The organism is Hazenella coriacea (assembly GCF_004341825.1).
Lineage (GTDB): Bacteria > Bacillota > Bacilli > Thermoactinomycetales > Thermoactinomycetaceae > Hazenella > Hazenella coriacea.
The window spans coordinates 1-16,482 of the sequence record NZ_SMAG01000010.1 but is presented as its reverse complement, the minus strand read 5'-3'; the positions used below and the strand labels follow the sequence as shown (position 1 = coordinate 16,482).

Sequence of the window (16,482 nt, the reverse complement as noted above, 5' to 3'; positions counted from 1 at the left end):
TCCTTTATACAAACAGAAGTAACCAATAATGGTTACTTCTGTTTGTCTTTTCAGTATGTTTCTAATAAAAATTGCAGAAATATAATTTAAACCTAATGTTAGTAAACCTTTGTATTTATAGTTTTTAAGATCATAAATTTCATATGATTTTTAAATTCAAGACTAACTTTCATCAACCGTCGTCAGTGCCTTAAGACCTATATCTGTACGATAGTAGACATGACTAAAATGAATTTGTTTAACTAGCTGATAAGCTTTCTCTCGTGCTTCCATCAGATCCTGACCTAATCCAGTCACCGCTAAGACACGCCCACCTGCTGTTAAAATATTGCTTCCCTCTTTCTTTGTTCCTGCATGGAAACAAACACTATCTTTTCTTTTACGAGGCAAACCAGAGATGATATATCCTGATTCATATGCCCCTGGATATCCTCCTGAGGCCATCACCACGCAGACAGCTGCTTCTTCAACCCAATGTACCTCTTGTTCATCAAGTCGTCCTTCTGTGACTGCTAGCAAGATCTCCAATAAATCTGTTTGAAGTCTTGGTAAAACAACTTGGGTTTCCGGATCACCAAAACGAGCATTAAACTCGATTACTTTAGGTCCGTCTGAGGTAACCATTAACCCAACATATAAAATCCCCTGATAATGAATCTTTTCTTGTTGAAAAGCATGAATCATTGGCTCGAGAATCGTTTGAATCGCCTCATGAACTACAGCCTCTGGAATTTGTGGGACAGGCGAATAAGTACCCATTCCACCCGTATTTGGACCTTCATCCCCATCAAATGCAGGTTTATGATCCTGGGCAACGACCATCGGCTTATACGTGGAACCATCTACAAAAGCCATGAGTGAAATTTCTTGACCTTGGAGAAACTCTTCAATAACAACTGTATTTCCTGCATCACCAAAAACCTGCTTTTCCATGGCATCTGAAATCGCCTCTTCGGCTTCCTCGATGGTTCCAGCAACGACAACCCCTTTTCCTGCTGCTAGTCCATCTGCTTTGATGACGATGGGAGCTCCTTGTTTATTAATATAGGATTTGGCCTTGTCAGGATTGGTAAAAGAGCGAAACTTTGCTGTAGGAATCTTGTACTTTTTCATCATTTCCTTAGCAAATCGTTTACTTCCTTCAATTTGAGCAGCTTTTTTACAGGGTCCGAAGATGGCCAAACCTTCTTGTTGAAAACGATCGACAATCCCTTCTAATAATGGGATTTCAGGTCCGACAACAGTCAAGTCGATCTTTTTTTCTTTAGCAAAAGAAACTAAACCTTCTAGATCCGTAGCCTCTATAGGGACACAAGTGGCTAATTGCCTAATCCCTCCATTCCCTGGAGCACAAAAAATGGTTGAAACCTTCTTACTTTGTGACAACTTCCAGATGATCGCATGTTCACGACCTCCGCTACCTACTACTAAAATACGCAAAAAAACATCCCCTCCCCCAATGCTTGTCTCTTTTTACACATAAACATCGCCCATACCTTTACTGGGCGAATCCTACATGAATAAACTTATACCAAATAGACTGATAGTGACAATAATACAAATAAACGACCATTCTTCTCGATAAAAAGCTCGTGAGCGTTTTCGATATGCTGCATCAGTAGTTAACACTCCACCCACAACCAAAGAGATCAAGAAAAAGAGTCCTGCAGCCATTCGCAGTTGAGTTTGCCATAATGTCCAGTCAAAGCTAGAAGAAATAAAGGAAATGACACCTGTTACTAATATAACACTAGCAATCCAAAAGATCGCCCAAGTAAGTAGACGCACGAGGGCTTCCCCCTTTGCATTTTTTCATAGTATACGCAAAGGAACCCCTTTTCGATACGAAGCATGTCTACAACTGATTGAAAGTGATCCATAGAGCATTTTTAGGGCTAAGCACCTAATTTCCGCAGATAAAAAGGAGCCATCCTTTGTTTTGGGGACGCTTTGTCCTAATACAAAGGATGGGGATAAAATCTATAAAATTAATGTTTAAAATGGCGAACGCCAGTAAATACCATCGCAATTCCATGTTTATTGGCTTCTTGAATCGAATCCTCATCACGAATGGAACCACCCGGCTGAATGATCGCAGTAATTCCCGCTTTGGCTGCGTTCTCCACCGTGTCTGGCATAGGGAAAAATGCATCACTTGCCATCACAGAACCTACAGATTCAGATCCCGCCTGTTGGATGGCGATCGCCGCAGAGCCAACCCGATTCATTTGTCCAGCTCCTACTCCAAGTGTACGTGAGCCTTTCGCTAAGACAATCGCATTTGACTTGACGTGTTTCACTACTCTCCAAGCAAAGAGGAGTTGTTTCCACTCTTCTTCACTAGGTGTCCGTTCGGTAACCACTTCACAATCTTCTTGACTCACGGTGGCAGTGTCAGTTTCTTGAATTAAAAGTCCACCACCCACACTAGTTAATTTTACAGATGGTGGCTTCGCCAAGTCGAGTCCCAACTCAATCAGACGTAAATTTTTCTTCGTCTTTAAGATCTCTAAAGCCTCTTTTTCAAAATAAGGAGCAATAATAATCTCCAAGAAGATTTCCTTCATTTTGGTAGCAACTGTTGCATTGATGGGTCGATTACTAGCGATAATGCCCCCAAAAATCGAAACTGGATCTGCCTCATACGCCTTTTGATAAGCTTCATCCACTGTGGGGCCTATTCCAACACCACACGGATTCATATGTTTAACAGCCACTACTGCAGGATCGGAAAATTCGTTAACCAGTTCAATCGCTGCATTGGCATCTTGAATATTATTATAGGATAGTTCTTTTCCATGTAACTGTTCAGCTGTGGCAATGAGTCCACTTGACGCCATCGGTTCACGATAAAAGGAAGCTTGTTGGTGAGGGTTTTCCCCATATCGTAACCCTTGTTGTTTCCGGTAAGTAACTGTCAGTTGTTCAGGGAACTGATCTCCGAGCTGTTGATTGAGATATCCAGCGATAATCGAATCATAGGCTGCTGTGTGACCAAATGCTTTAGCCGCCAACTGCTGACGTGTCTTCTCGTTCGTTTCTCCAGTCTCGCTAATTTCTGCTAATACTTTGTCATAATCCACAGGATCAACAATTACCGTAACATCACGATGATTTTTCGCAGCAGAGCGTACCATGGATGGACCACCGATATCAATATTTTCAATAGCTTCTTCCATAGTGACATCTTCTTTTGAAATCGTTTGTTGGAATGGATATAAATTGACAGCTACTAGATCGATCGGTTGGATCTGGTGCTCTTCTAATTGTGCTTGGTGCGAGGGGCGATCACGTAAAGCGAGTAATCCTCCATGAACCATTGGATGTAATGTTTTCACACGACCTTCAAGGATTTCTGGAAATTGGGTCACTTCTGAAATAGCTGTCACAGGAACTTCAGATTCGAGGAGAGTACGATAAGTTCCACCAGTTGAAATAATTTCTACACCTAAACGAGTTAATTCTTTAGCAAATTCAACAATGCCTGTTTTATCTGAAACGCTGATGAGAGCGCGGCGAATGCGAGTCAAAACAGTTCCTCCCTACTTGATTTGGATTGATGGGTGAGCACTACTGGCAAGAAGCTGAACAGCCACTTCAGGATAGATTTGATGCTCGGCTTGGTGAATTCGTTGTGCGAAACTTTCCAAGGTATCCGTTTCATACAATGGAACAGGGACTTGAGCAATAATCGGTCCTGTATCTAAGCCTTCATCTACAAAATGAACCGTTACCCCTGAAAGCTTCACTTGATATTGGTAAGCTTGCTCAATCGCATGAAGTCCAGGAAACGCGGGTAATAGTGAAGGGTGGATATTTACAATCCTGCCTGAATAAGCATTTAATAACGTCGATCCAATAATGCGAAGATATCCTGCTAGGAAGATCCACTTGACTCGATACTGGTGTAAAACTTGTAAAATTGCTTCTTCATATGCTTTTTTATCAGAAAACTGCTTAGGCTCGATCAGAACAGCCGGAATTCCTAATCGCTCAGCCCGTTCCAATACCTTTGCTTGTGGCTTGTCACAGATGAGTATAGAGATGGACATCGGCCACTCTTTTCCTTTGGAAGAACAAACCAATTGCTCGAAGTTACTTCCACTTCCTGATGCAAAAACAGCGATACTCATTCTGTGGCTCCTCCTGACCAAACAACTCCTTGACTTCCTTCTGTGATCTTCCCAATAAGCATTGTTTTTTCACCCATGGCATTAGCCACTTGCATCACTTCATCCGCTTCGTTCGCAGGTACAATCATTACTAGACCGATTCCCATATTAAACGTGCGATACATATCCTCATCAGATACATTCCCTCGTTGGGCTATCTCTGTGAAAATGGTAGGGACTTTCCATGATGACTGATCAATCTGTGCCTGACATCCCGATGGCAACATCCGAGGCACATTTTCAATCAATCCACCACCTGTAATGTGAGCCCCACCTTTAACCGTATATTGTTTCATTAACTCTAAAAAGGTACGCACGTAGATGCGAGTAGGAGCTAACAAAGCATCTCCCCACGTTTGATTCGTCCCAGGGACAAGCTCATCTAAATTTACAGGATGATCTTCCAATAAAATCTTGCGAGCCAGCGAAAATCCATTACTGTGTAATCCACTCGATGCAAACCCAATGAGACAATCACCGGGCTGAATTGTTTCTCCCGTCATTAGGTTTTCTTTTTCTACAACACCTACACAAAAACCGGCCACATCATATTCTCCAGCAGCATACATCCCTGGCATTTCAGCCGTTTCTCCTCCGATCAGAGCACAACCTGCTTGTTCACAACCATCAGCAATTCCTTTTACGACTGCTTCTGCTTGAGTTGGAGAAAGTTTCCCCGTTGCTAAATAGTCGAGGAAAAATAATGGTTCCGCACCTGAAACAACAATATCATTGACACACATTGCTACACAGTCGATCCCGATTGTATCGTGACGATCTAGTGCAAACGCAACCTTCAGCTTCGTACCCACTCCATCTGTTCCTGACACCAAAACTGGGTTCTTATATTGAGAAGAGAGGGCAAACAACCCACCAAACCCGCCAATTCCCCCTAATACTTCAGGACGACGGGTTCTTTGTACATGGGCGCGAATACGATCAACGGTTTCATTCCCTGCATCGATATCGACACCTGCTTGTTTATATGCTTCACTCATCGTTTTCCCTCCAGAACCATTCCACCCTTGATTTTTGTCGGATAATCACCTGTAAAGCAAGCTAGACAGTGTCCTTGATTCTTCCCTATATGTGAACTTCCAATCGCTTCTACCATTCCTTCTGCACTGATAAAAGCAAGTGAATCTGCGCCAATCTCCTGACGAATCTCTTCAACGGATCGTGTGGAGGCAATTAACTGTTGACGTTCAGGTGTATCAATCCCATAAAAACAGGAATGGGTTACTGGAGGGGAGCTAATCCGTACATGAACTTCAGTCGCACCTGCTTCTTTTAATAGACCCACAATTCGACGACTCGTGGTCCCACGTACAATCGAATCATCAACCATAACCACCCGTTTTCCTTCAACGACACCGCGAACTGCACTTAACTTCATCTTAACCCCTTGCTCACGAAGCTCTTGACTCGGCTGGATAAACGTTCTTCCCACATAACGATTTTTAATTAAACCTAATTCATATGGAATCCCAGTAGCTTCTGCAAACCCAATCGCCGCAGACGTACTTGAGTCAGGAACTCCTGTCACCACATCTGCTTCCACGGGTGCTTCGACCGCCAACTGTCTTCCCATCCGTTTACGAGCGGCATGTACATTCACCCCACCAATATCACTATCTGGTCGAGCAAAATACACATATTCAAATGAACAAATCGCCCGCTCTTTTGGCTTTGAATAATAACTGGTTCGCAATCCATCTTGATCGATGACCAACAATTCTCCTGGCTGAATATCACGAACCATCTCTGCACCAATCAGATCGAAAGCACAAGTTTCAGAGGAAAAAATATACGCATCGCTCAACATTCCCAAAGAAAGAGGACGAAGTTGATGTGGGTCTGTAGCCACAATCAACTGGTTATTCGTTAGAATGAGAAGAGCATAAGCACCCACAACACGATTTAATGCTTCTTTGACTGCCTCTTCAATGGAGGGAGCATTGGAACGAGCAATTAAATGCGCAAAAACTTCTGTATCTGTAGTTGTTTGGAAAATAGAGCCTGTCTCTTCTAACTCTTTTCTTAACTGCTCGGCATTAACCAAGTTCCCATTGCTAGCAATTGCCAATTCGCCCTTCGCGTAATTGAAAACAAGGGGTTGGGCATTGGCTAGCCCTGTTCCCCCTGCTGTGGAATAGCGTACATGACCAATCGCCACATGCCCTTTAAATTTTTTTATATTTTCTTGATTGAAAACTTCTGTTACTAAACCCATTCCACGGTGAAAAGAAAATTGCTTTCCATCCGTAGCAACGATCCCTGCACTCTCTTGTCCACGATGTTGGAGTGCATGTAAACCATAATAGGTAAATTGCGCTGCATCGGGATGACCCACGATCGCAAAAACTCCACATTCTTCATTTAGTTCGTCGAAGATGCTTTCATCTTGCATGGGATCGCCTCCTCCCACCATTGGGTTAACACTTGAATCTCTTCTTGGATCACTGTTTGCTCATTGACTTCAATCTGTAGACGAGGCTCTTGGGTCACATGACCGATTTGTGTATCAGTGATACCTAGCTCATTGGCTAGTTGTTTCACTTTTTCCACATGCTCAGGAGCTACAGATAGAAGGACACGAGATTGTGTTTCACTAAATAGCTGAACAATCGGATGAAGATCGGTCTGTAACTGAATCGAAGCCCCTAACTGCCCATCCATCGATGCTTCTGCAAGAGCTAGAGCTAGTCCACCTTCAGATAAGTCATGCGCGGAGCGTACCCAGCCTTTTTGAATCGCCTGTAACACCGTTTCTTGAACCACTTTCTCTTTTTGTAAGTCTAGATGTGGTGGGCGACCACTAATCGTTCCAGTGATCAGGTATTGCAGTTCGCTTCCACCCAACTCTGCTTGGGTATCACCAAGAAGAAGGATCACATCACCATCTTTTTTCCAAGCTTGGGTCGTGATGTGCTCTCGTTTCTCAACTAGACCTACCATGCCTACAATTGGAGTTGGATAAATGGGAGTACCTTTGATTTCGTTATACAAGCTCACATTTCCACCAACGACTGGCGTTTCTAAGACTCGACAAGCTTCGCTCATACCATCAATCGATTTAGAAAGCTGCCAATAAACTTCTGGTTTTTCAGGACTACCGAAGTTGAGGCAATCTGTCACACCTAACGGTTTGGCTCCTGAGCAAACCACATTTCGTGCAGACTCTGCAATGGCAATCCGTCCCCCTTGCTCAGGATCTAGATAAACATAACGTCCGTTGCCATCTGCAGACATCGCTAATGCCTTTTCTGTACCACGAACGACAACGACTGCCGCATCAGAACCCGGGCAAACAGCGGTACTTGTCCGAACCATATGGTCATATTGTTGATAAACCCATTTTTTACTTCCCATATTGGGTGAAGATAATACTTTTTGTAATGCTTCTTGTGGATCAATCTTCGTCAATGACGAAAGGACATCCACGTGTTCATTTTCTTGATAATAAGCCGGAACCTTTACTTCTCGTTCATAAACAGGAGCATCATCAACTAAAGTATTCACTGGAATATCAGCTACCAAATCACCTTTGTGGAAAATCCGATAGCGATTTCCAGCAGTCACTCGACCTACAATCGCTGACTGAAGACCCCATTTATCACAAATGGCTTTAATCTCATTTTCACGTCCTTGTTCTACAACGACAAGCATCCGTTCTTGAGATTCGGAAAGCATCATTTCATATGGTGTCATCCCTGTTTCACGTTGTGGAACAAGATCTAAGTTGAGATCAAGTCCGTGCTCACCTTTGGCCGCCATTTCAGCACTTGAACTAGTCAATCCAGCCGCACCCATATCTTGAATACCCAATAAGATATTAGCTTCCACCATTTCCAGACAAGCCTCAAGTAACAACTTCTCCATGAATGGATCGCCAACTTGAACCGCTGGACGTTTTTCTTCGGAGTCCTCACTTAATTCTTCAGAAGCAAACGTCGCTCCATGAATGCCATCCCGCCCCGTACTCGCTCCTACATAGATCACCGGATTTCCCACACCAGTCGCAATCCCTTTTTGTAAATCATCATGGTTGAGAATTCCCACACACATCGCATTAACGAGTGGATTTCCTTCATATGAGTTTCCATCAAATACGACTTCACCAGCTACCGTCGGAATGCCTATACAATTTCCATAGTGAGCAATTCCTGCGACAACTTCTTCAAAAAGATAACGAACCCGTGGAGATTCTAAATCACCAAAGCGCAATGAGTTTAAAAGAGCAATCGGACGAGCGCCCATAGAGAATACATCACGGATAATCCCACCAACTCCTGTAGCCGCTCCTTGGAATGGTTCCACTGCAGATGGGTGGTTATGGGATTCCATTTTAAAAACGACTGCTTGTTGATCCCCAATATCAATCACGCCAGCTCCTTCTCCGGGCCCTTGTAAAACACGAGAACCTTTCGTAGGAAAACGACGCAGAAGGGGCTTTGAGTTTTTGTAGCTACAGTGCTCAGACCACATCACACTATAGATCCCAATCTCTGTCCAGTTAGGCAAACGACCATTTAAATGACCGATGACTTGATTATACTCGCTCTCCATCAAACCCATCTCTTTATATAACTGTTGATCACGAATCATTTCTGGTGTAGGTTCATGAGCGAGTGTTTGAACGACCGTTTCTTTAGGCTGCACTGCCATTCTCCTTCCAATATTGAAGCATAGATTTAAAAAGACGAGTGCCATCCGCAGAGCCCATCCAATCAAAGATAGCTCGTTCTGGGTGGGGCATCATTCCTAATACATTTCTTTTTTGATTACAAATACCAGCTATATTTTCGATCGATCCATTCGGGTTTTGATCTGCATAGGTAAAGAGAATCTGACTATTTTTCTTCAACTCTGCAAGTGTCTCAGGATCACAAAAATAATTGCCTTCCCCATGTGCCACAGGAATCCGAATCTCCTCACCACGTTGATACAGATTGGTAAATGGAGTATCGATCTGTTCGACCCGAAGAGTTGTCATTTCACAGCGAAATTTCAGATGGTCATTTCGCATCAAAGCCCCTGGTAATAAACCTGCTTCCACCAAAATTTGAAATCCATTACAGATCCCGATGACCAACTTTCCTTGTTCGGCTGCTTGTCGAACTCCCTCCATCACAGGAGAAAAGCGAGCCAATGCTCCACACCGAAGGTAGTCACCATAAGAAAAGCCGCCTGGTAAAATAATCGCATCATAAGAAGATAAGTCCGAGTCTTGATGCCAAACAGCTGTCACCGACTCTTGTAAAACATCCTCCACCGCATGGATACAATCAATATCACAGTTGGAACCTGGAAAAATAGGAACGGCAAAGCGCATTTATGCCACCTCCTCCAACTCAAAACGGAAGTTTTCAATCACTGGGTTAGCCAGTACTTTTTCACAGATTTCGGCGATTTGTGCTTCTGCTTCTTGACGATCCTTAGCCTCGATGAGGACTTCCATCCGCTTTCCAATCCGTACATCAGACACTTTTTGATAACCCAGTGCATGTAAAGTTCCTTGAACTGCCACTCCTTGTGGGTCTAGAACACTCTCTTTTAACGTTACATAAATGGTCGCTTTAAACATGTTTTTGGCCCCCTAGCCGTGAAAAAATTTCTTCATATGCCTCAACCACATTTCCCAAATCACGTCTAAATCGATCTTTATCCAATTTTTCACCTGTATCTTCATCCCAGAAACGACAAGTATCCGGAGAAATCTCATCGGCTAAAAGTAATTTACCTTCCTCATCGAGACCAAACTCAATTTTGAAATCAACTAAAATGATTTGGAGCTTAGACATTAATAGTTGGAGCAGATCATTCACTTGGAGCCCGATTTGCTTCATCTCTTCCACTTGCTCAGGTGTGGCTAAATCCATTACAGCAATGTGATCTTCATTTAACAGAGGATCACCCAAAGCATCATCTTTATAGTAGAATTCCACAATCGGATGCTTTAATTTGGTTCCTTCTGCGATCCCGATTCGCTTAGCTAAACTTCCAGCCACTCGATTACGAACAACAACTTCTAATGGAATGATCTTTACTTTACGAACAAGCTGTTCCAATGGAGAAAGGGTCTTGATGAAATGATTAGCTACTCCATTTTCCTCTAAATATCGAAAGAAAATGGCGCTGATCCGATTGTTCATCTCACCTTTTCCAGCCAATGTTGCTCTTTTTTCCCCATTAAATGCAGTTGCTGAATCTTTATACTGAACACGCAACACTTGAGGATCATCGGTATGGAATAGCTGCTTGGCTTTCCCCTCGTACAACATCGCTTCTTCTTTCATCATGTCTAGCTCCTTTCTTAGAGAGAAGTAAGGTGAAAATCAAAGTTACTCATTCAATCCTAAACGGTTAAAAATCATATCCACTTGGGAGAGATGATATTGATAGTCAAAACAATCATCAATCTCTTCAGATGTTAAATGCTTTGCAATCAAATCATCTGCTTGTACAAGAGGTTTGAAGGGGCGTTGCTCTTCCCATGCTTGCATCGCTAACCGTTGCACCCGATCATAGGCTTCTTCTCGTTTCAATCCTTTATTGATTAAGCTGAGCAGGACTCGTTGCGAATAAATCAAGCCAAATGTACGCTCCATATTTCGCTTCATATTTTCTGGAAAGACCGTTAAATCCTTAACAATATTCATAAAGCGATTGAGTAAGTAGTTCAATAAAATCGTAGAATCAGGCAAAATAACCCGTTCAACAGAAGAATGGGAAATATCTCTTTCATGCCAGAGGGGAACATTTTCGTATGCTGAAACCATATGTCCTCGGATCACTCTAGCTAAACCACTAATATTTTCACACCCGATGGGATTCCGTTTATGTGGCATCGCTGATGAACCTTTTTGCCCTTTCCGGAAAGGCTCTTCCACTTCACGGGTTTCACTTTTTTGTAATCCCCGGATCTCGGTCGCAAATTTATCAAGCGAAGTGGCAATCAAGGCAAGGGTGGCCATGTATTCAGCATGACGATCTCTTTGTAGGGTTTGAGTTGAGATTGGGGATGCTTGCAAACCTAACTTTTCACACACGTATTGCTCAACAAAAGGATCAATATTGGCATAGGTTCCAACAGCTCCAGACATTTTTCCATAACGAACCGAATCACTTGCGTGTACAAAACGATCCCGATTGCGCTTCATTTCTTCATACCAAAGAGCCATTTTTAAACCTAAGGTGGTTGGCTCCGCATGAACTCCATGGGTTCGTCCCATCATCACCGTATATTTATGTTCTTTAGCCTTGTCAGCAAGGATGTCAATGAAACGATCTAAATCTTTTAGTAAGATTTCGTTGGCTTGTCGAAGTAAATAAGAAAGAGCTGTATCCACAACATCGGTGGATGTTAATCCATAGTGAACCCACTTCGATTCAGGTCCTAAGGTTTCAGAGACTGCACGAGTAAATGCTACAACATCATGACGAGTCTCTTGTTCAATCTCTAAGATTCGATCGACATTGATTTTTGCATGTTGGCGAATCTGTTTCACATCTTCTTTAGGGATCACTCCCAATTCAGCCCATGCTTCACAAGCAAGAATTTCTACTTCAAGCCAAGCACGAAACTTATTTTCTTCCGTCCAAATCGCAGTCATTTCTGGTCTTGAATAACGTTCAATCATTTTCATACTCCTTTTACTTGATTGTTTCTAATCCAATCTCATGTAGTTCCTTAAGGGTAAGTGGCTCCCAAATCCCCGTCTTCTCTATGAGATGAAGGGCTTCTGAAACTGAGTCAGTGAGAAAGGTCAGATGACCCATTTTGCGTCCACGTTTCGCTTCTGTTTTGCCATACCAATGCACTTTTACTTCCTGAGACAACTGGGAAAACTGGCTATAGAAAGCATTTTGATGTTCACCCAATAGATTCACCATCACAGCTGTTTGATGAAGTTGAGTTGACCCCAAAGGAAGTCCTAATACGGCTCGTAAAAACTGAGCAAATTGCGAAGTCTCACAAGCATCAAATGTATAATGACCCGAATTATGAGGACGAGGTGCCAATTCATTCACAATCAATGAACCGTCAGGTAACATAAACATTTCTACCGCAACTAAACCAATCACTTCCAGATGTTCAGCAATCTGAATCGCCAACTCTTTCGCCTGTTGAATCACCTCTTGTTCGATCATGGCAGGTGCCACAGACAGGTGTAAAATATGGTTGCGATGAAGATTTACTGTTGGTGAGAAAGCAGATACTTCTCCAGTTGTACTTCGTGCAACAACCACAGAAATCTCCCGTACAAAAGGAATTAACTGCTCCAAAATATATTCCTGTCCAGATGTGAACATCTCATCAGGTAGTGTTTGTAGATCTTCCTCCTGCTGAAGAATCCATTGCCCTTTTCCGTCATATCCGCCCATGGTTGTTTTTAAAACGACAGACCTGTTCCATTCTTGCATCACATTAAGTATTTCATGCCGATCTGTGATGGCTCGATAAGGAGCTACAGGCACTCCAGACGCTTGGATCGCTTTTTTTTCAGTCAACCGATGTTGAGTCGTTTCCAGCAGACGACTTCCTTGTGGAACCGCACACACGTCCTCCAAACGGCGAACCATCGCACCATCGATATTTTCAAACTCATAGATAATCACATCACATGCGTTTGCTAGTTCTTTCATCGCTTGGGAATCGTCATAAGCCGCTACAATCTGCCGATCTGAAACTTGACCACCTGGGCAATGGGGTGAAGGATCTAAGGTGATAAAACGAAGCCCTAGCTTCCTTCCTTCTAAAATAACCATTCTACCTAATTGGCCCCCACCAATCACACCAATGGTCAGCCCTGGTAAAATAGGAGTGTTTGTCATGTTCATCCCAGCTCACTATCCTTTAATACTCGTTCTCTGATCTGTTGACGACGTTCTTTCAAATGGATGCGAACATTCCCATCATGAATGCCTAACATCTCTGCTGCCAATAAACCTGCATTGACCGCACCCGCATCTCCAATCGCCACTGTGGCAACAGGAACTCCACCAGGCATTTGGACAATTGATAACAAAGAATCCAAACCATTTAAGGTAGAAGTTTTAATCGGTACGCCAATAACTGGTAATACAGTTTTAGCGGCAACCATTCCTGGAAGGTGAGCCGCGCCTCCCGCACCAGCGATAATCACTTGAATTCCACGTGATTCCGCTTCCTCTGCATATTGAAACATCTCATCAGGAGTTCGGTGCGCAGAAACAACTTTTGATTCATATGGGATCATCAATTCATCCAACACTTGGCAAGCTTTTTTCATCGTAGGCCAATCGGATGTACTACCCATGATCACTCCGACACTTGGTTGTTGATTCATATCATATCCCTCACAAGTTCTCTATTCACCTTAATAAAAAAACGCCTCAACTGTAGTTTTTCCCTATGAATGGAAAAATCTACAGTTCAGGCAACACGAACCCAAACGAGATTTTTCTCATAGCCAGGAAATTTACGGTTTCCTTGTAGAAACGCCTAGGCCCTATCCCTAAGCTTATATGAGAAAGATCATCACTTCCTTTTTCAGTGTAACAAGGAAGCGATCAGAAAGTCAAACATAAAAACGAACATTATGCATCGTTCAATGAAACAGCGTTCGTATTTTACTGCGATAAAGGATGGATACATTCAAGCTGAGGTTCATTTCCCTAAAAATCAAGATCTGTTACGACCTTGATGATTACTGAGCGATGAGGCCTGACATCTTGGATTCATGCGCCACCTATCAGTCATATCGATGTACCAGAGTTAGGAGTCGATCTTTCGTACGAAATGACTTTGTACCACAACTTAGCGGAACTCTTCGATGAAGGAAAAGAGGGGATAAACTCTTCTTTGAGAGACTTTTATACCTTTTGCCTCCTCCCAAAATCAAAGGGTGGAGCGAAATTTTCCTCTTCTTTGCAAAGTACTAGCTTAGGGAGGGGGAAAATCGAACCCCGATGCTCAATAGTGAAGGGAAATATTACTCAATCAACACTACTGACCGCTCATAAAATATTTTACACCAAGGAGGTATTGATACTAGTTATACATCAAACCCTATCTAACCCACAACATTTTTTTAACAAAAAAAAGCTACCCTTTAGAATAAGGTAGCTGTAAAAAGTTTATTTCTTTTATTAAGCGGCGACTTGTTCTGTTTTTCTCTCCCGCTTTTCTTCACCTTTAGCAACTACAGCTGCTACACAAAGGTCTCCTGTAATATTGGTAGCCGTACGACTCATATCGAGCAAACGGTCTACACCCATTACAATCGCGATTCCTTCGACAGGTAAACCAACGGCATTTAAAACCATGGCTAAGGTAATCAAACCAACTCCTGGAACAGCAGCTGTTCCGACCGAAGCCAACGTTGCAGTTAAAATAATGATTAACTGTGCTTGTAAATCAAGTGGAATGCCATAAAGTTGTGCGATAAAGACAGCAGCAACTCCCTGCATAATTGCTGTTCCGTCCATATTGATCGTCGCTCCTAATGGAATGACAAAGCTACTGATCGACTTAGGAACTTTTAACCCTTTTTCTGCACATTCCAATGTCACTGGTAAAGTCGCAGCACTACTACTGGTAGTAAAAGCAACCTCCATCGCTGGAGCCACTTTCTTGAAGAAATGAAGTGGGTTCATTTTTGCAAAGACGCTTAATAGGAAGCTATAAGTAACACCCATATGAATGATTAAGGCTGCAATAATCGCAATCATATACAAGCCCATCGAAGCGATTAGGTCTACACCAGCTTCTCCAATCGCCCGTGCCATCAAGGCAAATGCCGCGTAAGGAGCTACTTGCATAACGATCTGTACTAACTTGATCATAATTTCATTCGCTTGATCGATAAACTCTTTAACTCGACTTACTTTTTCACCAAGTAATGCCATTCCAATTCCAAAGAACAAGGCAAAGGTAATGATTTGTAACATTTCTGCTTCAGCCATTGCTTGCACAGGGTTAGCTGGAACAATATTTAACAAAGTATCTTTAATATCTGGAGCTTCCTTGATTTCAGGTTTCTCCGTTGACTGTTGAATCTGAGTTCCTTCACCAGGATCAATAATGTTAGCGATTCCAAGAGCAAAGGTAATTGCAATCGCAGTCGTTAACATATAAAGAATAATGGTCTTGCTACCAATTCGTCCCAATTTCTTAGGATCAGCGATTCCAGCCGCTCCAGATGCAATCGAAAAGAAGACCAGTGGAACCACAATCATCTTAATGGCTTTAATAAATATTTGCCCAATCGGATCAAAAACCCAACCATTTACCTCTGTAAATACGGCAGGAAAATATAAGTGCAATACCAATCCAGTAATAAGACCCGCAATAATCCCAATTAAAATTTTTACTGTCATAGACATCTTTTTCATCACATCACTCACCTTTCAATCTAATTCAAAAAAAGATCTCTCTTGAGGCTGTTGCACCATGTCCTCTATAGTGCAGAGCTCAATCTTCATTTTCCATGAACTTGTTCCTTGTGAAGAAGCTAAGCAGGATCGCTCCTTCTATTTACTCAGAAGCGGTGCAAAATCATTTCAAACGAAAGATCAGCCAAATGACACTACAGATTCAATACAATAAATTCGCCAAGGAAAAGGAAATTAGAAGTATAATTCGAAATAATCAATGAAGTCGAATAATCCCGAATATTGCACCGTTCAATTTCACCCTAATTGAGACCATTGAACTTTTCACTGTTCAAGTCAACTATTTACTTGGTCAAGTAATAGGGAGAAAAAAAGATGGAGATACATGAAACTCAGAGAGATCCCATCTAAGAACTAATTATATTATATTTTCCACTATATGAAAATAGTTAATCCTTATTTTCCAATAATATTTATTGATCTAGATACAGAGATTATAGGCAAATTAACCGACAAACTTGTGTTAATAAAGCTATTTATAAAATTATTGATTATTTTCTTTTTATTTATTTATACAATCATCTATTTAAACATACATGTTTTTGTTAAACTGTTTTATTTGTAATCGGATGATTGTCCCAGTAAGCTTTTTATCAGTTTCTTTGTTACAAAAAAGCACTTGCTAGAAGCAAGTGCTTTTTGAGTGCCTGGCAACGTCCTACTCTCCCAGGGGTCTGCACCCCGAGTACCATCGGCGCTGGAGGGCTTAACGGTCGTGTTCGGGATGGGAACGAGTGGGTCCCCTCCGCCATCATCACCAGACAGGTATTGAATATAGTGTGAAGGTTTCACACCTTGAAAATGTGAAGGAAGAACATGTTGCATAAGAAGAAGATAAGAAGTAGGTTAAGCCCTCGACCGATTCGTATCT

At 42.2% G+C, this 16,482-nt stretch carries 14 protein-coding genes, 1 rRNA gene and 1 riboswitch; all 15 genes read right to left on the bottom strand.

Annotated elements, in window-relative coordinates; all coding sequences use genetic code 11:
* Nucleotides 1–162: 162 nt before the first annotated feature.
* The 15 genes from purD to rrf all read right to left on the bottom strand — a co-directional run bounded on the left by purD (nt 163) and on the right by rrf (nt 16,373).
* Entirely contained in the window at nt 163–1,440 is a 1,278-nt protein-coding gene (gene purD, locus EDD58_RS13380; protein WP_131926385.1) for a phosphoribosylamine--glycine ligase, read from the bottom strand.
* A 72-nt stretch (nt 1,441–1,512) separates the two neighbouring features.
* Entirely contained in the window at nt 1,513–1,788 is a 276-nt protein-coding gene (locus EDD58_RS13375) for a hypothetical protein (protein WP_131926383.1), read from the bottom strand.
* 200 nt (nt 1,789–1,988) lie between these two features.
* On the bottom strand, nt 1,989–3,521 hold the full coding sequence (purH, locus tag EDD58_RS13370) for a bifunctional phosphoribosylaminoimidazolecarboxamide formyltransferase/IMP cyclohydrolase (RefSeq protein ID WP_243648752.1): 1,533 nt from the start codon (nt 3,519–3,521) through the stop codon (nt 1,989–1,991).
* A gap of 21 nt (nt 3,522–3,542) precedes the next feature.
* Nucleotides 3,543–4,133, bottom strand: coding sequence for a phosphoribosylglycinamide formyltransferase (gene purN, locus EDD58_RS13365; protein WP_131926379.1), 591 nt, complete (start codon nt 4,131–4,133; stop codon nt 3,543–3,545).
* A complete protein-coding gene (purM, locus tag EDD58_RS13360) occupies nt 4,130–5,170 on the bottom strand; it encodes a phosphoribosylformylglycinamidine cyclo-ligase (protein WP_131926377.1) in 1,041 nt (346 codons plus the stop codon). Before purM ends, purN begins: the two co-directional genes overlap by 4 nt.
* Complete coding sequence (purF, locus tag EDD58_RS13355) at nt 5,167–6,582, bottom strand: amidophosphoribosyltransferase (protein ID WP_131926375.1); 1,416 nt, start codon at nt 6,580–6,582, stop codon at nt 5,167–5,169. Before purF ends, purM begins: the two co-directional genes overlap by 4 nt.
* Nucleotides 6,552–8,840, bottom strand: coding sequence for a phosphoribosylformylglycinamidine synthase subunit PurL (purL, locus tag EDD58_RS13350; protein ID WP_131926374.1), 2,289 nt, complete (start codon nt 8,838–8,840; stop codon nt 6,552–6,554). The genes purF and purL overlap by 31 nt, the downstream gene beginning before the upstream one ends.
* Nucleotides 8,824–9,507 carry a phosphoribosylformylglycinamidine synthase subunit PurQ gene (gene purQ / locus EDD58_RS13345; protein WP_131926372.1) on the bottom strand — a complete coding sequence of 228 codons (684 nt, stop codon included), beginning with the start codon at nt 9,505–9,507 and terminating at the stop codon, nt 8,824–8,826. The genes purL and purQ overlap by 17 nt, the downstream gene beginning before the upstream one ends.
* Entirely contained in the window at nt 9,508–9,759 is a 252-nt protein-coding gene (gene purS / locus EDD58_RS13340; RefSeq protein WP_131926370.1) for a phosphoribosylformylglycinamidine synthase subunit PurS, read from the bottom strand. It abuts the gene before it with no gap.
* Nucleotides 9,752–10,471 carry a phosphoribosylaminoimidazolesuccinocarboxamide synthase gene (gene purC / locus EDD58_RS13335; RefSeq protein ID WP_207903308.1) on the bottom strand — a complete coding sequence of 240 codons (720 nt, stop codon included), beginning with the start codon at nt 10,469–10,471 and terminating at the stop codon, nt 9,752–9,754. The genes purS and purC overlap by 8 nt, the downstream gene beginning before the upstream one ends.
* A 45-nt stretch (nt 10,472–10,516) precedes the next feature.
* Nucleotides 10,517–11,815 carry an adenylosuccinate lyase gene (gene purB / locus EDD58_RS13330; RefSeq protein WP_131926366.1) on the bottom strand — a complete coding sequence of 433 codons (1,299 nt, stop codon included), beginning with the start codon at nt 11,813–11,815 and terminating at the stop codon, nt 10,517–10,519.
* 13 nt (nt 11,816–11,828) lie between these two features.
* A complete protein-coding gene (gene purK / locus EDD58_RS13325) occupies nt 11,829–13,016 on the bottom strand; it encodes a 5-(carboxyamino)imidazole ribonucleotide synthase (protein WP_424321678.1) in 1,188 nt (395 codons plus the stop codon).
* Complete coding sequence (purE, locus tag EDD58_RS13320) at nt 13,013–13,504, bottom strand: 5-(carboxyamino)imidazole ribonucleotide mutase (protein ID WP_131926364.1); 492 nt, start codon at nt 13,502–13,504, stop codon at nt 13,013–13,015. Before purE ends, purK begins: the two co-directional genes overlap by 4 nt.
* A gap of 100 nt (nt 13,505–13,604) precedes the next feature.
* Nucleotides 13,605–13,706: riboswitch (purine riboswitch) on the bottom strand.
* A gap of 600 nt (nt 13,707–14,306) precedes the next feature.
* Nucleotides 14,307–15,542, bottom strand: coding sequence for a dicarboxylate/amino acid:cation symporter (locus EDD58_RS13315; RefSeq protein WP_131926502.1), 1,236 nt, complete (start codon nt 15,540–15,542; stop codon nt 14,307–14,309).
* A gap of 714 nt (nt 15,543–16,256) precedes the next feature.
* Nucleotides 16,257–16,373 (bottom strand): 5S ribosomal RNA (rrf, locus tag EDD58_RS13310).
* Between the last annotated feature and the right edge of the window lie 109 nt (nt 16,374–16,482).